Below are 18,095 nucleotides of genomic sequence, written 5' to 3' on the forward strand. Positions count from 1 at the left end.
GGTCGGCTGCCGCTCACATGTGCGGCGGCGGGCACAGGGCCAGCGGCTCGTCGGGGTCGGCCGGGGCCCAGCCCCGTTGTCGCGCGGCCTCGCCGAAGCGCGGCATTCCGAGGTAGCGGAACGCGGCGGGGGCGTTCGGCACCAGGCCGGTGACGAAGGTGCGGACGACCCGCAGCGGCGTCTGCGCCACGTCGCGCGTGGTGAGGTCGCGGGTGATGACCCGGTGACCGCCTTCGTGGAGCCGGCGGCGCACCTCGGCGACGTCGGTGGCCGGCACCTCGAAGACGGGCACCGTGCCGAGGGCCGGTGCGGTGAACCGCTCCGCGAGCCGGTGCACCCGGGGATCGAGCCAGACCTGGACGTGGGCGCCGAGGTCGCGGACGTTCGCGAAGTCCGGTCCCGCGGCGTCGAGGTAGCGGCGGTCCTCACGATGGTCGAGGTAGAGGCCGGGAGCCATCAGCCCGGCGCGTACGGCCTGGAAGACCCAGCCGTCGGCGTCGCGGCAGCCGAGGGTGTAGATCCAGGTGTGGACCGCCTCGAGAACGGCCTTGCGTACGGCCCGCACCGGGTCGGTGGAGGCCGAGAAGCCCGCCGCGTAGACACCCGTCTCCCGGTCGCGCACGAGGGCGGCCATGGCAGGGGCCAGCTCGGTGGGCATCTGGACGACGTGGACGTCGAGGGGCGCTCCCTCCAGGTCGGCGCTCAGGCCTGAGACCGACGCGGTGTCGATCCCGCGCGCCGGTCCGCCGTGGTGCCACCACACCTCGAGGGCGTCGCGCTCGACGACCTCGAGAAGCCCGCGGTCGTGGGCGTCGGCGGCGCCCTGCCCGGTGGCGATGCCGGCGTAGTTGAGGTGGAAGACGCGGTCCAGGTGGGCGAACCGGCGCTGGCGCCAGTTGAGGCCGACGAGGGCGTGCGGCATCCACACGTCGGCCGCGTCCTCGGCGTAGCCGGTGACCGGCTGCTCGCGGCAGCGGCTCCACAGCGTCGGCACCTGGTCGTCGAGCACGCGATAGGGGAAGTCGGGGCGGGCGAGCTGATCGGCGCTCCACGAGGGGAGGTCATCGAGCTCGATGACAGGTTCGCCCTGGTCCCTCAGCTCGGCGGCGGACCCGAGGCGGAACTCGGCCGGGTCGAGCCCGTCCGGGATGAAGTTGCCGCAGTAGCGCTCGACCCCCTCCGCGATCGCGGCGATCCGGGCCCCGGCGACGTCTCCGAAGGTGGTGCCGAGCGAGACCCGGTCGGCCGGCCAGTCGCCGAGCCAGCGTGCGTCGGAGACCTCGGCCGTCAGCGAGGTGTAGCGCAGCGGCGCCCGCTCGGGGCGGAGCACCTCGCGCACCCGCCGGATCAGCCCGGTCTCCTTGTCCACCAGCCGCTCGACGTCCAGCGGCGGCATCGCTGTCGGTGACCCGGTCATGCGTGTCCTCTCTCGGTTGCGGGCGTCGTCGTGGTCACGAGTGGCCGCTCGGACCAGGCCCGGGAGGCGACATCGAGCCGGAGCTCCTGGCCGGGTGCGGGCTCGCCGTCGGTGAGCCAGCGCAGGATGGTGCGGCCGGGGGAGCCGGCAGCGTCGTACGCCGCCCGGAGCGCGGGCTCAGTGGTGCCGAGGTCGTGGCCCCAGGGGCCGCTGACCAGGGCGCTCTGCGCTCCGCTGCGGGAGCCCCACCCGGCCGCCAGCCGGCGGGCGTACGCGTCGAACGGGTCGGCATCGCCGGTGACCACCAGGAGCGGCGCGGTGGCGTCGCCGAAGTGGTCGGCCAGGTCGAGCGCCGGGGTGGTCCAGAGGTCGCCGAAGGCGTCCAGGCGCGTCGGCTCCCAGCCGAGACCGGCCGCGGCAGCCATCGGGCCCTCGCGGTCCGCGACGGCGGTCGCGGCCCGGAGGACCTCGGGCGCCAGCGCGGGCTCGGCCCGGCGGCCGAAGCCGTGGATCGCCCACCAGCCGAGCCGGTCCAGGTGCTGCGGGGTCCCGTCGACGGAGTACGCGGTCTCGTGAGGGCCGAGCGCCGGCACCAGAGCGACCACCCGGCTCATCCGGCGGTCCACGCGCGCGGTCTCGAGGGCGGTGTGGGCGGCGTAGGAGGCGCCGTAGGCCACCACAGGGGTTCGCGGACAGCGCTGATGCAGGGCGTCGATGGTGTCGACGCCGTCGAGGGCCTCGGCGGCGTAGGGCCGCCAGCCGCCGCCGGAGGTGTAGCGGCCGCGTACGTCCTGGACCAGGCAGTCGAAGCCGCGACGGGCCAGCGACCGGGCGAGCGGCAGGTGGGCCTGGGCGTCGTACGGCGTGCGCACGAGCACCACGGCCCGGGCGGCGCCGATCGCGCGGGCCAGCCAGCCGCCGAGGACGACGCCGTCACGGGTGCCGACCGGGAAGGGAACGACCTCGGGATCGGTCACCGGGTGGGTCCCTGCGGGCGAGGCGCCGGCTCGTCGAACCCGAGGACCGTGTGGGTACGTTCGCGCAGACCGTCCCCGATGACGCGCAGCAGGCGCCGGTGCTCGGCGACGGCGGGATCCTCGGCCGCCCAGTCCTCCAGGATCGACAGGCAGCGCGCGACCGTGAGCGTCAGGGTCGCCCGGGCCAGCGGCCGGGGGTCGTGGCGGCTGCTGGAGAGCCACGAGGAGAGCTCGGGGGCGGCGGGGGACGCGGCCAGCCGGCGGCGGCTGACCTGGTCGGGGGTGGCCTCGCTGCCGTCGACGGCGAGCGGGAAGATCAGCATCCGGCTGCCCTCGCGCCGGCCGCGCAGGAGCACCGTTCCACCGCTGACGAGCTGCTCCAGGCGCTCGTCGGGCTCGGAGCGCTGCGGAGCCTCGCGTACGTCCACGACGGCATCAGCACGCGGAGTCCGCCCGCTTCCGTGGTCGCTCCCGTCGGTGCGTCGGACGTCGGCACCCGAGCGCGCCAGCTCGGCGGCCAGCGTGCGGCTGAGCCGGTCGCGGCCGAGGACGAGCACTTCGCGCCGGCCCTGGGGCCACCGCGAGGCGCGGACCCGCTCCTCGCGTTCGAGCGCGGCGCGGCGTACGCGCAGGAGGTAGCGGTAGGTCGGGACCCGGCCGGGTCCGGGCAGGTCGTGCAGCCGGAGGAAGTCGCCCGAGCCGGTACGCAGCGCCGGCATGTCGGGGGAGAGGCGGACCTCGCCGCGGGCGGCGGGGAGTGGACGCCAGTCGTGTCTGGGGTACATCGGGGCTCCTGGCTGCTCGGTGGTCGATGGTGGGGGAAGGGCCGGGGGCGCCGGGCTCGTCAGCCCGGCGCCCCCGCGATCAGACGGTGGCCAGCTCGCCCGAACGGCACGTGGTGCTCACCCGTCTGCGATCAGTCGAAGGGGTTCTCGACCAGCGCGTTCGAGTGGGACGCGGACAGGTGCGCCAGCTGCTCGGTGTCCTCGATCTCGCTCACGATGTCGTTGTTCATCGGTATCTCCTCTGTCGGATCGTTCGACCCGGCGTCGCCGGGGCCCGCTGGTGCGGACAGCGGCAAAACGTATATGAGAATCATTCCCAATACCAGTAGTGTTCCGACCATGAACCCCACACTGGTCCTCGCAGACCACCGCGCCGGCCGCTGGCGGACCTTCGATCCTGGCGCCCTGCCCGGCCCCTGGTCGAGCGCCACGCTGGCCGAGCACGCCGGCGTCCTGACGCTCCCGGCGGGCGCCCCCGGGGGCGCGCGGGCGGTGTTCGCCGACGACGCCCTCGGCACGCTGGTGGTGCTCGACGGCGCAGGTCAGGCCCGCAGAGTGCCGATCGCGATCCCCGCCGAGCACCTCGCCTGCGACCCGACCGGTCGCTACGTCGTGGTCACGACCGGCCTCGGCGCCTCGTGGGAGCCGTGGAGCGATCTGGTCACGGTCGTCGACCTGGCCGACGCGAGCGGCACCACCGCGGTGCGGGTGCGGGTCCGCACCGGCGAGCCCGGCGTCGTGATCGTTCCGGATACCGGAACAGGCGAGCCCATGGTCGTGCTGCGGCACCGCGAGCCCGGCGAGGCGGAGGTGATCGCGCTGAGCGACCTGCTCCGGGCCGACCCCCACTGCCCGGTCGTACGCGGCGAACGCCTGAAGCTGGCCGGAGATCTCGGCCACGGCGACGCCGTCGACCACCGGTCCGGCGTCGTCCACCTGTCCACCGAGGCGGGCATCGAGCGGCTGCGGGTCACCGGGGGACGACCCGAGCGCCTCGAGACCTGGCCGTGGCCGGTTCCGGGACGGGCGTACTTCCTGCGGCTCGACCCGGCCGCGGGAATCGTCGCCGCCGTCCGTGGGGCCGACGCGGACGCGGCGCAGTGGCACACCTGGACGAACCACCTGGTGCGCTGGAGCCTGGACGGCTCCGCCGAGGTGACCCGGACCGGCGACGGCCTGGTGTTCCGGCCGGACGCGCTCGACGGAACGGTCGCCTGGACGATCGTGCACCCCGACGGCGACCGGCTGGCGATGCTCGCTGACGGCCGGCTCAGCGAGGTAGAGCTGCCGCCGATGAGCGCCGCTCCGCGGCCCGGGGTCGCGCCCTGGGACCCGGTGGGCGACCGGTCGGCGCAGCGGCGCGCCCTCGCGCTGGTCTCGGCCGACCTGGCCGCGGTCACCCGCGGAGGCGACGGCCAGCTCCATCTCGTCCGTGGCTCAGGCATCGAGTCGACCCTGGACCTGGGATCACCCTTCGACGAGGGAGGCCACCTGGCCGTTATCAGGGCGCCCGAGGCACAGGTCGACGGGGTCGGACGGTGACCCGCGCGAGCGTTCACGACGCGCTGCGTCGTGCGGAACGGGCAGGCCGCCCGGGGCTGCCGATGGGCCGGTTCCGGCTCTCACGGTGCCCTGGTGACCTGCTGCCGGTCCTGGTGAACGAGGACAGCGGGGTCGTGTTCGACCCGGGCGCACGGATCCAAGCCGCGGCACCGTCACCGGACGGGCGCCTGGTCGCCGTCGAGGTCAGCGACGACGGCTCCGAGAACGGGCGCGTGCTGCTGGCGGACACGGCGTCGCGAAAGGTGACGGAGGTCGAGGGGGTGGCCGTCAGGCACGCGCGGATGGCCTGGGACGACGAGGGCCTGGTCCTCGTCGACGCCGCCGGTCGCTGCCTGCGGGTCCAGCCCGGAGAGCCGGCGCGGACGCTGTTCGTCGCCGACGCCGGCGAGCGCACGACGCCGATCGGCGTCGGTGACGGTGTCGGCGTGGTCGTCGCCCGGACCGGAGGGGAGCGGACCCGGCTGGTCGGCACCGACGGCGCGGAGATCCTCGAGCTTCCCCGGGTCCGCAGCATCACCGCGGCCGGCGACACGGTGCTGGCGGTGACCGGCGAGGAGCTGGTGAGCTTCCGGCTGCCCGGACCGGCACCGGCACGATGCCGGCTCGAGACGCTGCCCGGGCTGCCCGTACACGCCCAGGCCGTTCCCGGCGGCGGCCTGGTCCACCTCGTCCGGGACGGCCACTCGGTCCTGGTCCGCCTCACCGCCGACGGCGAGGTCCTCGTGCCGACAGAGACCGTGGCGATCTCGGAGCAGCAGGCGGTGCGTACCGTCTCGGGTCTGGTCTGGGCGCGGGACCGCGCCTGGGTGCGGACCGAGTCGCCGGCCGGGGCACCGCGGGTGCTGCCGGCCGAGGAGGCCGCGCGCTCGACGAACCACGGCCCGCCGTCCCGGCTGACCACGGTGACCGCGGACGACGGCGCCGAGATCGAGCTCGTCCTGACCGGAGAGCCGGGCGGCGCGACCCTCCTCGAGGTCTACGGAGGCTTCGGCGTGGTCGACCTGCCTCGCTTCGAGCCCTCGGTCGCCGCCTGGTGCGAGCTCGGCGGGCTGCACGTGACCGCCCGGCTGCGCGGTGGCGGCGGAGCCGGCACCCCGTGGCACACCGCCGGACAGGGCGCGGGCAAGGCACGTACGGTCGCCGACGCCGTCACCGTCGCCCGCGAGCTGGTACGCCTCGGCTTCACCCGCCCGCACCGGCTGGTGCTCGCCGGGGCCTCGCTCGGCGGGCTGGTCGCCGTCTCCGCGGCGCTCGCCGAGCCGGGCCTCGTCGCCGGGGTCGCCTGCACGGCCGCACCCCTCGACCCGCACCGCTTCACCGAGCACCCCGGCGCGCGGCACTGGAGCGAGGAGTTCGGCGACCCTGGCGACGCCGCGGTGCGAGCCGCGATGGACGACTACTCGCCGTTCGCGCGCGCCGTCCGCTATCCCAGCCGGAAGTGGCCGCGCTTCCTGCTGACCACGTTCGCGGAGGACTCCCGGGTCGCCCCCGCACCCACCGACCGCCTCGCCGAGGTGCTCACGGCGCGCGGCGCCGACGTCGTACGTAGCCACCGCCCGCGGATGGGGCACGGCGGCAACCACCTCGACTCCGTGCACGACTTCGCCGCCGCCGTCCTCGACTTCGCCCTCGACTCAGCTCACCAACCCACAGGAGCGTGATGACCCCCACCGACATCGCCGTGACCACGGACCAGGCGCCGGCAGAGAAGCCCCGGACCCCCGGCCAGGTCCCCGCCGTCATCGCCCGGCGCAGATGGCGCGCCCGGCTGCTGACCATCGGCCTCGCCGCCGCCCTCGCCGTGGTCGTCGCGCTGTCCGCGTCGTCGGGCACCGTGAACCTGACTGCGCTCGACGCCGCCCGTCTGGTCACCGGTCACCTGCTGCCCGGGATGCCGTGGATGAGCGACGGCACCTACACCGTGCTCCAGGACCAGGTGGTGTGGCAGTTCAGGCTGCCCCGCGCGCTGCTCGCCGCACTGGCCGGGGCGGCACTGAGCCTGGCCGGGGTGTTCATCCAGGCAGTCGTACGCAACCCGCTGGCCGAGCCGGCGATCATCGGCGTCTCCTCGGGCGCGGGCGTGGGCGCGGTCTCCGTCGTGGTCCTGGGCGCGGCGGCGGTCGGTGCCTGGGTCGGGACCGCGGCGTTCCTGGGCGCCGCGGTCGCGACCGCGGCCGTGTTCGCGGTGGCGTACAAGAACGGCAGCATCGCCCCGCAGCGACTGGTGCTGACCGGGGTCGCGCTGGGCACCTTCTTCAGCGCGATCACGAGCTATCTCACGCTCACGACCGAGGCGCAGAACGTGTTCAGCGTGATGTTCTTCCTGCTGGGCTCCGTCTCCGCCGCCACGATGACCGACCTGGCCGGACCGCTGGTGGCCCTCGTGGTCGCTCTCGGCGTCTCGGTGACCACCGGACGCGCCGTCAACGCGCTGCAGGTGGGTGACGAGACGGCCACCGCGCTGGGCGTCCGGGTCAACCGGCTGCGGTCGGTCCTGCTGCTCGCCGCCGCGCTGCTCACCGGCACCGTGGTCGCCGTCGCGGGCGGGATCGGCTTCGTCGGCCTGGTGGTCCCGCACATCGCCCGGGTGCTGGTCGGCTCCGACCACCGGCGCATCGTCCCGGTCGCGGTGCTCGGCGGCGCCCTGTTCCTGTGCGGCGCCGACCTGATCGCCCGGACGGTCTCGGCGCCCGCCGAGGTGCCGCTGGGCATCATCACCGCGCTGATCGGGGTGCCGTTCTTCCTGTGGCTGATGCGCGGCCGGGCCGCCGACGAGCAGGGGATGGCGCGATGAGGCTCGAGACGCTGGACCTCACCCTGAACCGGGGCAGTCGCGAGGTCGTCACCGCGGCCTCGGTCGTGGTCGAGCCGGGCGAGGTCCTCGGCCTGCTGGGGGCGAACGGCAGCGGCAAGTCGACGCTCCTGCGAGCCTGCTTCGGCGCCCTCAGGCCGGCCGCGGGCCACGTCCGCCTCGACGGCACCGACGTGGCCACGATGACCCGCCGCGACATCGCGCGCCGGGTCACGGTGATGGCCCAGGAGCCGCCGGACGAGTTCGGGCTCACCGTCGCCGAGAGCGTGCTGCTGGGACGTACGCCGCACCGCGGGGTGCTCGGCCGTGACAGTGCCGCGGACTGGCTGGTCGTGGACCGGGCGATGGCGTTGGCGGGCGTCTCCGCGCTCGCCGACCGGCCGGTGCACCGGCTCTCGGGCGGAGAGCGGCAGCGTACGTTGCTCGCCCGGGCGATCGCCCAGGAGGCGGAGCTCCTGCTGCTCGACGAGCCCACCAACCACCTCGACGTCTCCTACCGCTTCGAGCTGATGCACACCGTCGCGGAGCTCGGCATCACCACCGTGGTGGCCCTGCACGAGCTCGACCTCGCGCTGGCGTACTGCGACCGCGTCGCCGTGCTCGACCGCGGGCGCGTCGTCGCGCTGGGCGAGCCCGCCGACATCCTCACGCCGGACCTGGTGCGTGAGGTCTTCGGTGTCGAGGCCAGCCGGATCACCGATCCGGAGGCCGGCACCCCACACCTGCTCCTGCGCGGGACGTCCGCGCGGGCCCGAGAGAGGAACACATGAACACCACCCCACTGCTGCGCACCGTCCCGGTCGCGGCGCTCATGCTCCTGGCCGTGACCGGGTGCGGCGGCACCGGCGTCACGAACGACGCGGCGGCTGCCGGTGAGGCCGCCGAGGGCTACCCGGTGACCGTGGAGAACTGCGGACGCCAGGTCACGGTCGAGTCCGCTCCCGAGCGGATCGTCGGGCTCAGCCCGGCCCAGACCGAGCTGCTCGTGCGCCTCGGGGTCGCGGACCGGCTCGTCGGCCAGGCGCAGACGGCCATGCACGAGCTCCCCGAGGACGTCGCCGCGAAGGCGAGCGACGTGCCGGAGCTGAGCACGGACGCACCACCGGCCCGCGAGCAGCTGCTCGACGTGCAGCCCGACGCCGTCGTCGCTCCGACCGAGTACGAGTTCACCGCCGAGCAGGGCTTCGCCACGATCGACCAGCTCACCGACGCGGGCGTGACCACGTACGTCGCCGCCGGCGGCTGCCCCGAGCGCCGCGCCACGGGCGAGGTCACGGACCTGTTCACCGACCTGGAGGCGCTCGGCAGCATCCTCGGGGTCCCGGCGGCCGCCGACGAGCTGGTCGCCGAGACCCGCGCCGACCTCGAGGCCGTCGAGAAGGCCGTGGCGGACCGCCCGCGGCCCACCGTGGCGCAGCTCTACGTCGAGGGCAAGACGCTCTCCGCGATCGGCGCGGGGGTGGAGTACGACATGATCGAGCGCGCGGGCGGCGAGAACGTCTTCAGCCCGGACGAGAAGCTCTTCGAGCAGTTCTTCTCCGCGGTCGTCTCGCCGGAGGAGATCGCCGCGCGCAACCCGGACGTCATCGTCTTCGCCGTGCGCGAGCAGGCCGAGGCCGAGCGGGTCGAGACGTACCTGCGCCGGACCTTCCCCGACCTCACCGCCGTCAAGGAGGACCGCTTCGTCGCGCTGCGCACCCCGGACACGTTCCCGGGCACGCTCGGCAACGTCGCCGCGGTGCGGACGATCGCGGAGAGGCTGCACCCCGACGCCTTCTGAGTCGGGTGGGGCGCCGGCCACCGGACCGTCCTCGGGGCGGCCCGGCGGCCGGCGTCGGTGTCTACTCTCCGGCGAGAAGGCGCCAGCCCTCGGCCTGCGTACGCTCGCGCCAGAAGTCGAGGTAGCGGCCGCCGTGCGCCAGGAGCTCCGCGTGGGAGCCTCGTTCGACGATCCGGCCGCCGTCGAGGACGACGATCTGGTCGGCGGCGACGACGGTCTGGAGGCGGTGGGCGATGACGATGACCGTACGGTCGGCCGACAGCGCGGTGAGCGCCTCCTGCACCGCGGCCTCGTTCTCGGCGTCCAGGGCGGCGGTCGCCTCGTCGAGGAGCACGACCGGGGCGTCCTTCAACAGCGCCCGGGCGATCGAGACCCGCTGCTTCTCGCCGCCGGAGAGCGTGGAGCCGGCCTCGCCGATCCGGGTCTGCCAGCCGTGGGGGAGCCGCTCGACGATGTCGTCCACGCGCGCCAGCCGGGCGGCCTCCCGCAGCTCCTCCTCGCTGGCGTCGGGCCGCGACATCATCACGTTGTCGCGCAGGGTGCCCTCGAAGAGGTAGACGTCCTGGAAGACGATCGAGACGCGCCGCATCAGCGCCTCCGTCCCGAGATCGCGTACGTCGACCCCGCCCAGCATCACCGAGCCCGCCGTCACGTCGTGGAACCGGGCGACCAGACGCAGCAGGGTGCTCTTTCCCGAGCCTGAGGGCCCGACCACGGCGGTGAGCGAGCGAGGCGGAACCGTGAGGGACACCTGGTCGAGCACCTGGGTGGCGCCGTCGTAGGAGAAGGCGACCTCGCGCAGCTCGATGCCGCTGTCGGCCGGCTCGCCGGGCGTGGCCGGCTCGGGGAGCGGCTCGAGGGCGAGCACGTCGAGGACACGTCGCAACGAGCCCTCGGCGATGCGCAGCGCGCTGGAGAGCTCGCCGTAGTCGATCAGCGACTCGACGAACCGCACGGTGAGCACGAGCAGGCCGATCGCCGTGGCTGGTGCCAGCGTTCCGCCGAGGCTGAGGTGGACGGCCAGCGCGATCACCAGGGTGAGCAGCGCCTGGATGGAGAGGAGCTGGATCCCCAGGCCGCCGAACCCGGTGACCAGGAGCCGTCGTGAGGCCCGCTTCTGCTGCTTCAGCGCCGCCTCGACCAGCTCGTTGCCGTGGACGGTGCGTCCGAAGACGCGCAGAGCCGGCTGGTTGAGCGCGAACTCCACCACCCGCGCCGAGCCCTCCGCCATCGCCGCGTCGTAGGCGCCCTCGCCGCGGCCTACGATCACGGCCAGCAGCCGGGTGGTGGCCAGGACCGCGACGACGCCCACGAGGAGCGCGAGCGCCAGGCGCCACTCCAGGAACGCCATCGCGACGACCACGGTGACCGGGCTGACGACGGCGGCGATCAGCGGCCGCAGCAGGTGCCCCGGCACCGAGGCGATGTCGGTGGCGCCCTTGGAGGCCATCCGGGAGAGCTGTCCGGTGCGGTCCTGGGCGTACCAGCCCAGCGGCAGCCGCACGGTGTGGTCGCCGAGGCGGCCCAGGGTGATGTCGAGCAGGTCGCAGGCCAGGTCGTAGCCGTCCAGGTTGCCGACCGTCAGCGCGACGTGATGGGCCACGAAGAGCCCGGCGAGCACCCCGAGCCAGGTGGTCGCGGCGTCCCAGTCCTGGCGCAGCGCGGCGTCCAGGACGGGGACGACGCAGGCGAAGGCCAGACCCTGGAGCACGCCGGTGGCGACGAACATCGCCACGACCCGGGCGAGCTGGCGTCGATGAGCGTGGTCGAGAAGGTCCGCGAGCAGACGGACGATGATGATCATGCCGACTCCTCCCGGGCCCGGCCGTCCACCGGGTGGGCGCGCTGGTCGGCGGCCCAGAGCCGGGCGTAGCGCCCGCCCCGGGCGAGGAGCTCGTCGTGGGTGCCGAGCTCGGCGATCCGGCCCTCGTCGAGGACGACGATCTGGTCGGCCGCGGTGACCGTGGAGAGGCGGTGGGCGATCACCAGCAGCGTACGTCCGGCGACGAGGCGGGACAGCGCCCGCTGGACGAGCGCCTCCGACTCGGGGTCGGCGGCCGCGGTGGCCTCGTCGAGCACCAGGATCGGGGTGTCGGAGAGGAGTGCTCGGGCGATCGCGACCCGCTGCCGCTCGCCACCGGAGAGCTGGCCGTCCTCGCCGACCACCGAGTCGTAGCCCCGCGGGAGCTCGTCGATGCGGCCGGCGATCTGCGCCGCCTCCGCCGCGCGCCGAACCTCCGAATCGGGCGCCTCCGGGTGGGCGAGCCGGATGTTGTCCCGGATCGAGGTACGCAGCAGCCCGGTGTCCTGGAAGACGAAGGAGACCTGCTCGTAGAGCTGCGCGCTCGTCATCTCCCGCAGGTCGACCCCGGCGATTGTGATCCGGCCCGATGTGGGGTCGGCGAAGCGGGGCAGCAGCTTCGCGAGGGTCGACTTGCCCGAGCCGGAGTGGCCGACGAGCGCGGTCACCGTCCCCGGCTCGAGGACCAGGTCGATGTCGTGGAGCACGGGCGGTGCGCCGGGGGAGTAGGCGAAGGAGACGCCGTGGAGCTCGACGCGGGACGAGGCCGGGACCGGCGTCGGGGAGGACGGCTCCGGGAGCTCCGGCTCGGCCAGCAGCCGCTGGATCCGCCGGGCCGCCTCGGTCGCCTCGCGCAGCTCGCGCGCGGCGTAGCCGGCCACGGTGACCGGCGCGGTCATCGCCAGCCCGAGGACGAGGAACGGCACCAGGTCGGGCCCGGTGATCCACGAAGCCCGAAGCATCCAGACCCCGCCGCCGAGCACGAGGACCAGGGTCAGCGCCGGTGTCAGCGCGAGCTCCATGAGCAGCATCCCGAAGGCAGAGTGACGCATCCAGGCCCGGTTGAACCCGCCGAACCGGGTCGCGACCTCGGCCAGCCGCCGGTGGGCCTGACCGGTCGCGCCGAACGTCTTGATCTCGGCGATCCCGCCGGTGTTCTCGACCGTCGCCGCGGCCAGCTCGGCCAGGCCGGCGTCGTAGTCGCGGTAGAGCGCGCCCGCGCCCCGCATCGAGATCCGGAACCCGACCAGCCCGAGCGCGAGCGGCACCAGGGTCACCAGGGCTAGCGGTGGGGAGACCACGAAGAGATAGACGGCGACGACCGAGGGCAGCGTGATCGCCGCGGTGAGCTCCATGACCGAGTGGGCGACCAGATGGTGCAGAGCGGCGACGTCGTCCTGCACCGCCTTCTTCACCGTGCCTGAGTTGCGCTCGGTGAACCACGCCAGCGGCACCCGGCCGAGGCGGGCGACCAGCAGGCGCCGCAGGTGGATGGAGAGGTCGAGGTCGGCGACGTGGGAGAGCCACGAGGAGCCGAGCACCGTCGCCAGGCGCACCAGCAGCGCCGCCACGCTGATCCAGACCACGACCCAGGCGCGGCCCGCGTCGACGGGCGACCCCGAAGCCGCGGGCAGCAGGATCCGGGCGAGCTCGACGATCCCGATCAGCGGCACCAGCCCGGCGAGGGTCGAGACGACCATCAGCAGCAGGCTGCCGACCAGCCTTCCCCGGACAGGACGAAGCGTCTGGAGGAGGGGAGAGCGAGCCAACTGGTGTCCTGCCGAGATCGAGGGGTTGCTGCGTACGGAACCTAGCCGCCGTGGCTGGTCGGAGCGAGGAGCCGCTCGAGCTCGTCCTCCTTCTCGGTGGGCACGACGAAGAGGAGCTCGTCGCCCTGCTCGAGAGGCTGCTCGGGGGTGGGTACGTAGACCTGGCCGTCACGCAGCAGCGTGACCAGTGCGCAGTTCTCCGGGAACGGCACCAGGCCGGTGGGCTGGCCGACGTAGGGGGAGTCGGCGGGCAGGGTGATCTCGACCAGGTTGGCCTGGCCCTGCCGGAAGGTGAACAGGCGCACCAGGTCGCCGACGGTGACGGCCTCCTCGACCAGCGCGGACATGATCCGCGGGGTGGAGACGTTGACGTCGACGCCCCAGGCCTCGGTGAAGAGCCACTCGTTGTTGGGGTGGTTGACCCGGCCGACGGTGCGCGGCACCCCGAACTCGGTCTTGGCCAGCAGCGAGCAGACCAGGTTGGCCTTGTCGTCACCGGTCGCGGCGATGACCACGTCGCAGTTGTCGAGCCTGGCCTCCTCGAGCGAGGAGAGCTCACAGGCGTCGGCGAGCAGCCACTCGGCGTCGGCCACCCGCTCGGGCTTGATCGAGCCCGGGTTCTTGTCGATGAGGAGCACCTCGTGGCCGTTGGTGATCAGCTCGCGGGCGATGGACCGTCCGACGGCCCCGGCTCCGGCGATAGCAACTCTCATCGTCAGTCTTCCTCGGGGCCGTTCTTGATCGTCTTGTACGCCTGCGCGGTGTTCTCCTCGCGCATGACGATGTGGAGCACGTCGCCCTCCTGGATCACGCTCTCGCGGACCGGGAGGATGCCTTCGCCGAGCCGGTCGATCCAGGCGATTCGGCTGCCGGACTGGCGCTGGAACTTGATGGTCCGCTCGCCGACCCAGGAGTCGGGCATGATGACCTGGTCGATGCGGATGTTGCCCGACATGTCGCGGAAGTCGGGCTCGGCGCCGGCCGGGAGCAGCCGGCGGAGCACCTGGTCGGCGGTCCACTTCACCGTCGCCACGGTGCTGATCCCGAGGCGCTGGTAGACCTCGGCACGGCCGGGGTCGTAGATGCGGGCCACGACCTGCTGGATGCCGAACTCCTCGCGCGCGACCCGGGCGGAGATGATGTTGGAGTTGTCGCCGCTGGAGACCGCGGCGAACGCCTCGGCCCGCTTGATGCCGGCCTTGAGCAGGACCTCCCGGTCGAAGCCCATCCCGGCGACCTTGTCGCCGTTGAACCCCGGCCCGAGCCGCCGGAACGCGTCCGAGTTCTGGTCGATGACCGAGACCGTGTGGTTACGGTCCTCGAGGCTCCTGGCCAGGGTCGAGCCGACGCGGCCACAGCCCATGATCACTACGTGCACCGTGTCATGATTGCATTCGCCGGGCCCGTGCGTCGCCTACGCCCTCGAAAGTGGCGTGTTCAGCCGTGCCGGACGATCCGGAAGCGCGCGGAAGCCGCGACGTGCCGTAGCGTCTGCGGTTGTGGGTGTTGGTGATGTCTCCAAGCGAATCCTGATCGGTCGCAAGCTCCGGAGCTCGCAGTTGGGCGAGACGCTGCTTCCGAAGCGCATCGCGCTACCGGTTTTCGCGAGCGACGCGCTCTCCTCGGTGGCCTATGCGCCCGACGAGGTCTTCATCATGCTCGCGGTCGCCGGCGCCTCGGCGTACGCCTGGTCCTGGAAGATCGGCCTCGCGGTCGCGCTGGTGATGCTGACCGTGGTCGCCTCCTACCGCCAGACCGTGCACGCCTACCCCAGCGGCGGTGGCGACTACGAGGTGGCGACCGTCAACCTCGGTCGCCGGGCCGGTGTGACGGTGGCCAGCGCGCTGCTGGTCGACTACGTGCTCACGGTGGCGGTGTCGATCTCCAACGCCGCCCAGTACGCCGCGAGCGCGATCCCCAGCCTGATCGGTCATGAGGTGCTGGTCGCCTCGATCGCGGTCGTGCTGCTGACCGCGATGAACCTGCGCGGCGTACGCGAGTCCGGCACGTTCTTCGCGATCCCGACCTACCTGTTCATGCTCGCGATCCTCGGCATGGGCGTCTACGGGATGGTGCTGCTGCTGAGCGGCAACCTCCCGCAGGCAGAGAGTGCGAACCTCCAGATCCAGCCCGAGGAGGGCTGGGAGGGCACCCTCAACCAGGTGGCGCTGGTCTTCCTGCTCGCCCGGGCCTTCTCCTCGGGCTGTGCGGCCCTGACCGGTGTCGAGGCGATCTCCAACGGCGTACCCGCCTTCCAGCGGCCGAAGAGCAAGAACGCCGCCACCACCCTGCTGCTGCTCGCGCTGATCGCGGTCACGATGATGATGAGCATCATCGTGCTCGCCAAGCAGATGAGCATCCGCTACGTCGACCCGCACGCTCTCGACAACCTCCGCACCGCCGCCGGGAACGCCGTGCCGGACAGCTACGAGCAGCACCCCGTGATCTCGCAGATCGCCGCCGGGGTCTTCAACGACTTCCCGCCGGGCTTCTACTTCGTCATCACCGTCACCGGCATCATCCTGGTCCTGGCGGCCAACACCGCGTTCAACGGCTTCCCGGTGCTCGGCTCGATCCTGGCCAAGGACGGCTATGCGCCTCGGGCCCTCGGCGCGCGTGGTGACCGGCTCGCCTACAGCAACGGCATCGTCTTCCTGGCCGTGCTGGCGATCGCCCTGATCGTCGTCTTCGAGGCGCAGACGACCAAGCTGATCCAGCTCTACATCGTCGGCGTCTTCGTCTCCTTCAACCTGAGCCAGCTGGGCATGATCCGCCACTGGACCCGCCACCTGGCCACCGAGCGCGACCCGATCGAGCGGCGCCGGATGCAGCGGTCGCGCGCGATCAACACCTTCGGTCTCGGGATGACCTCGGTCGTGCTGGTGATCGTGCTGATCACCAAGTTCCTCGCCGGCGCCTGGATCACGATCCTCGCGATGGGCTTCTTCTTCGTGGTCATGCTGGGCATCCGGCGCCACTACGACAACGTGGCCCGCGAGCTGGCCGCCGACGAGCAGGACAAGGTCATGCCGACCCGCGTCCACGCGATCGTCCTGGTGTCCAAGCTCCACAAGCCGACCTTGCGCGCGCTGGCCTTCGCCCAGGCGAGCCGGCCCAACGTGCTCGAGGCGGTGACCGTCTCGACCACCGACTCCGACACCGCCGAGCTGCTCAAGCAGTGGGACGAGCGCAACCTGCCGATGCCGCTGAAGGTGCTCCACTCGCCCTACCGCGAGCTGATCCGCCCCGTCGTGGAGTACGCCTCGGCGATCCGCGACGCCAACCCGCGCGGCGTCGTGGCGGTCTACATCCCCGAGTACGTCGTCGGCCGCTGGTGGGAGCAGTTCCTCCACAACCAGACCGCGCTGCGGCTCAAGGGCCGGCTGCTGTTCACCCCAGGCGTCATGGTCATCTCGGTGCCCTACCAGCTCGCCTCCGGCAAGGAGCGCGCCGAGGAGATGCGCGAGGAGTACTGGCTCGCGCCGGGTCTGCGCCGCGGAAGCGGCCGGCGATGAGCCGTCCCCGGCGGTCCGCCCCGCCGCGTGGGCGGCGGCCGCGGCCGAAGGCGTCGAAGGGCGAGTCGTACGTCGGTCGGCGGTTCGAGGTCGAGGTCGGCCCGGTCGCCCACGGCGGTCACTTCGTCGCCCGGGTGCCGGTCGACGACACCTCCCGCGTCGTCTTCGTACGCCACGCCCTGCCCGGCGAGCAGGTCGTCGTCGAGATCACCGAGGGCACCGCCGGCGACCGGTTCTGGCGCGGCGATGCGGTCTCGGTGCTCTCGGCCGCGCCGGAACGGGTCGTTCCGCCCTGTCCCTACGCCGGTCCCGGGCTCTGCGGCGGCTGTGACTTCCAGCATGTCTCGCTCTCCGCTCAGCGCGACCTGAAGGCGACCGTGGTGCGCGAGCAGCTGGTCCGGCTGGGCGGCCTGTCCGCCGAGGACCCGCTGGTCGCCGATCTCGTCGTCGAAGCCGTTCCCGGTGACGAGGACGGCCTGCGGTGGCGCACCCGTCAGCGCTACGCCACCGCCCCGGGCGGTGGCCGCGGGATGCGGCGCTACCGCTCCCACGACGTGATCCCGGTCGACGACTGCCTGATCGCCGCCGACGACGCCCGCGAGGCGGCACCCGGAACGGTCGTGGAGACGGTCGAGGTCGGAGGAGCGAAGCACTCCTTCGAGGTCGCCGCCGACGGCTTCTGGCAGGTCCACCCGGGCGCCCCGACGGCCTTGGTCTCGGCGGTGCTTTCCGCGTTGGAACCGATGCCGGGCCAGTCCGTGCTGGACCTCTACGCCGGCGTCGGGCTCTTCTCCGCCTTCCTCGCCGACGAGGTCGGTCCGTCCGGCCGGGTCGTCGCCGTCGAGGGCGACCAGACCGCCTCCGCGCTCTCGGTCGGCAACCTTCCCAGGGCCGAGGTCACCGCCGGCGACGTCGCCACCGTGCTGGCCGGCCTCGCCGAAGGCCCCTTCGACCTCGTCGTCCTCGACCCGCCCCGTGAGGGCGCGCGCCGGGCGGTCGTCGAGGCCGTCGCCGCGCGCTCGCCGCAGAAGGTCGCCTATGTCGCCTGCGACCCTGCCGCGCTGGCCCGCGACGTCGCGATCTTCGCCGAGCACGGCTACCGGCTGCGTACGCTGCGCGCCTTCGACCTGTTCCCGATGACGCATCACATCGAATGCGTCGCCTTGCTGACGAAAACCGGCTCTGAACAGCAGTGATGCGATTCGGGATTTCGCGGTCGATCTCCGAGAACGGGCCTTAAGGCTCACTTTGGGCTCGGTTTCCGCAAAGCGAGCCGAGCTCAGGCGCCTGGGGAACCCCGCCCGCGTCAGCAGCCGCGACAAGTGTGGGAGCGCGCAGAACATCCCCGTTGACGAACGAGGAGCGCGTCCATGGGATCGGTCGGGGAGCCGTACGTGGTCCCCGGGGCCTCTCAGAGGCCGACGGGCCGCCGCTTGTCTCGGAGTCGGGTGCGAGGCGCTCGGTCGCCGCCCGGTAGTCGGGCACGACGAGTTTGCGGTTGATGTAGTGCCGCTCAGTTACCGACTTGGAGGTGTGGCAGAGCTGGTTCATCGCGGCCTCGGCGTCGTAAATCTCGTCGATCTGCGTCGGCGTCGGGTGGCAACCGGGTCGTCGGAACGATCCGCCAGGAGGAGGGACGTGTCGTGGTCGAGGGTGCAGCCCGCTGCGGTCCGGGC

General features: G+C 72.9%; 15 protein-coding genes. 7 read left to right on the forward strand and 8 right to left on the reverse strand.

The window, feature by feature from the left end; genetic code table 11:
* Positions 1-13: 13 nt before the first annotated feature.
* The 4 genes from HD557_RS11470 to amiA form a co-directional block, all read right to left on the reverse strand.
* Positions 14-1,417, reverse strand: coding sequence for a YcaO-like family protein (locus HD557_RS11470; protein WP_196873976.1), 1,404 nt, complete (start codon positions 1,415-1,417; stop codon positions 14-16).
* Positions 1,414-2,394 (reverse strand): CocE/NonD family hydrolase, encoded by a 981-nt coding sequence (locus HD557_RS11475; protein ID WP_196873977.1) that lies wholly within the window; start codon positions 2,392-2,394, stop codon positions 1,414-1,416. The genes HD557_RS11470 and HD557_RS11475 overlap by 4 nt, the downstream gene beginning before the upstream one ends.
* Positions 2,391-3,179, reverse strand: coding sequence for a hypothetical protein (locus tag HD557_RS11480; protein ID WP_196873978.1), 789 nt, complete (start codon positions 3,177-3,179; stop codon positions 2,391-2,393). The genes HD557_RS11475 and HD557_RS11480 overlap by 4 nt, the downstream gene beginning before the upstream one ends.
* A gap of 131 nt (positions 3,180-3,310) precedes the next feature.
* Positions 3,311-3,409: a streptamidine family RiPP gene (gene amiA / locus HD557_RS28650; protein WP_246321463.1), complete on the reverse strand. Its 99-nt coding sequence runs from the start codon at positions 3,407-3,409 to the stop codon at positions 3,311-3,313.
* 109 nt (positions 3,410-3,518) lie between these two features.
* Between amiA and HD557_RS11485 the strand changes: the two genes are divergently transcribed.
* Genes HD557_RS11485 through HD557_RS11505 form a run of 5 tightly spaced genes read left to right on the forward strand, consistent with a single transcriptional unit; the run spans position 3,519 to position 9,334 of the window.
* Positions 3,519-4,721 (forward strand): hypothetical protein, encoded by a 1,203-nt coding sequence (locus tag HD557_RS11485; protein ID WP_196873979.1) that lies wholly within the window; start codon positions 3,519-3,521, stop codon positions 4,719-4,721.
* Positions 4,718-6,403: a prolyl oligopeptidase family serine peptidase gene (locus HD557_RS11490; protein ID WP_196873980.1), complete on the forward strand. Its 1,686-nt coding sequence runs from the start codon at positions 4,718-4,720 to the stop codon at positions 6,401-6,403. The genes HD557_RS11485 and HD557_RS11490 overlap by 4 nt, the downstream gene beginning before the upstream one ends.
* A complete protein-coding gene (locus HD557_RS11495) occupies positions 6,403-7,536 on the forward strand; it encodes a FecCD family ABC transporter permease (RefSeq protein ID WP_196873981.1) in 1,134 nt (377 codons plus the stop codon). The genes HD557_RS11490 and HD557_RS11495 overlap by 1 nt, the downstream gene beginning before the upstream one ends.
* Complete coding sequence (locus tag HD557_RS11500) at positions 7,533-8,324, forward strand: ABC transporter ATP-binding protein (RefSeq protein WP_196873982.1); 792 nt, start codon at positions 7,533-7,535, stop codon at positions 8,322-8,324. Before HD557_RS11495 ends, HD557_RS11500 begins: the two co-directional genes overlap by 4 nt.
* Positions 8,321-9,334 (forward strand): ABC transporter substrate-binding protein, encoded by a 1,014-nt coding sequence (locus tag HD557_RS11505; RefSeq protein ID WP_196873983.1) that lies wholly within the window; start codon positions 8,321-8,323, stop codon positions 9,332-9,334. The genes HD557_RS11500 and HD557_RS11505 overlap by 4 nt, the downstream gene beginning before the upstream one ends.
* 61 nt (positions 9,335-9,395) lie before the next feature.
* On the opposite strand, the gene HD557_RS11510 is transcribed toward HD557_RS11505, so the two are convergent.
* The 4 genes from HD557_RS11510 to HD557_RS11525 all read right to left on the reverse strand — a co-directional run bounded on the left by HD557_RS11510 (position 9,396) and on the right by HD557_RS11525 (position 14,282).
* Positions 9,396-11,138: an ABC transporter ATP-binding protein gene (locus tag HD557_RS11510; protein ID WP_196873984.1), complete on the reverse strand. Its 1,743-nt coding sequence runs from the start codon at positions 11,136-11,138 to the stop codon at positions 9,396-9,398.
* The gene (locus HD557_RS11515) at positions 11,135-12,835 is read right to left on the reverse strand and encodes an ABC transporter ATP-binding protein (RefSeq protein ID WP_196873985.1); all 1,701 of its coding nucleotides are present in this window, start codon (positions 12,833-12,835) and stop codon (positions 11,135-11,137) included. Before HD557_RS11515 ends, HD557_RS11510 begins: the two co-directional genes overlap by 4 nt.
* 110 nt (positions 12,836-12,945) lie before the next feature.
* On the reverse strand, positions 12,946-13,617 hold the full coding sequence (locus HD557_RS11520; RefSeq protein WP_008360320.1) for a potassium channel family protein: 672 nt from the start codon (positions 13,615-13,617) through the stop codon (positions 12,946-12,948).
* A gap of 2 nt (positions 13,618-13,619) precedes the next feature.
* Positions 13,620-14,282, reverse strand: a complete 663-nt coding sequence (locus HD557_RS11525; protein WP_008360318.1) for a potassium channel family protein — start codon at positions 14,280-14,282, stop codon at positions 13,620-13,622.
* 121 nt (positions 14,283-14,403) lie between these two features.
* Here HD557_RS11525 and HD557_RS11530 point away from each other — a divergent pair, with 121 nt between their 5' ends.
* Both HD557_RS11530 and HD557_RS11535 read left to right on the forward strand, forming a co-directional pair.
* Positions 14,404-16,419 (forward strand): APC family permease, encoded by a 2,016-nt coding sequence (locus HD557_RS11530; RefSeq protein ID WP_008360316.1) that lies wholly within the window; start codon positions 14,404-14,406, stop codon positions 16,417-16,419.
* Entirely contained in the window at positions 16,416-17,615 is a 1,200-nt protein-coding gene (locus HD557_RS11535) for a class I SAM-dependent RNA methyltransferase (RefSeq protein ID WP_196873986.1), read from the forward strand. The genes HD557_RS11530 and HD557_RS11535 overlap by 4 nt, the downstream gene beginning before the upstream one ends.
* Positions 17,616-18,095 lie beyond the last annotated feature (480 nt).

The organism is Nocardioides luteus (assembly GCF_015752315.1).
Classification (GTDB): Bacteria; Actinomycetota; Actinomycetes; order Propionibacteriales; family Nocardioidaceae; genus Nocardioides.

What these genes read in the sequence shown, in the direction of transcription:
- HD557_RS11470 (WP_196873976.1), bottom strand. Translation starts at nt 1,417, where the DNA reads ATGACCGGGTCACCGACAGCGATGCCGCCGCTGGACGTCGAGCGGCTG.
- HD557_RS11480 (WP_196873978.1), bottom strand. Translation starts at nt 3,179, where the DNA reads ATGTACCCCAGACACGACTGGCGTCCACTCCCCGCCGCCCGCGGCGAG.
- amiA (WP_246321463.1), bottom strand. Translation starts at nt 3,409, where the DNA reads ATGAACAACGACATCGTGAGCGAGATCGAGGACACCGAGCAGCTGGCG.
- HD557_RS11485 (WP_196873979.1), top strand. Translation starts at nt 3,519, where the DNA reads ATGAACCCCACACTGGTCCTCGCAGACCACCGCGCCGGCCGCTGGCGG.
- HD557_RS11495 (WP_196873981.1), top strand. Translation starts at nt 6,403, where the DNA reads ATGACCCCCACCGACATCGCCGTGACCACGGACCAGGCGCCGGCAGAG.
- HD557_RS11500 (WP_196873982.1), top strand. Translation starts at nt 7,533, where the DNA reads ATGAGGCTCGAGACGCTGGACCTCACCCTGAACCGGGGCAGTCGCGAG.
- HD557_RS11505 (WP_196873983.1), top strand. Translation starts at nt 8,321, where the DNA reads ATGAACACCACCCCACTGCTGCGCACCGTCCCGGTCGCGGCGCTCATG.
- HD557_RS11510 (WP_196873984.1), bottom strand. Translation starts at nt 11,138, where the DNA reads ATGATCATCATCGTCCGTCTGCTCGCGGACCTTCTCGACCACGCTCAT.
- HD557_RS11515 (WP_196873985.1), bottom strand. Translation starts at nt 12,835, where the DNA reads ATGGTCGTCTCGACCCTCGCCGGGCTGGTGCCGCTGATCGGGATCGTC.
- HD557_RS11520 (WP_008360320.1), bottom strand. Translation starts at nt 13,617, where the DNA reads ATGAGAGTTGCTATCGCCGGAGCCGGGGCCGTCGGACGGTCCATCGCC.
- HD557_RS11535 (WP_196873986.1), top strand. Translation starts at nt 16,416, where the DNA reads ATGAGCCGTCCCCGGCGGTCCGCCCCGCCGCGTGGGCGGCGGCCGCGG.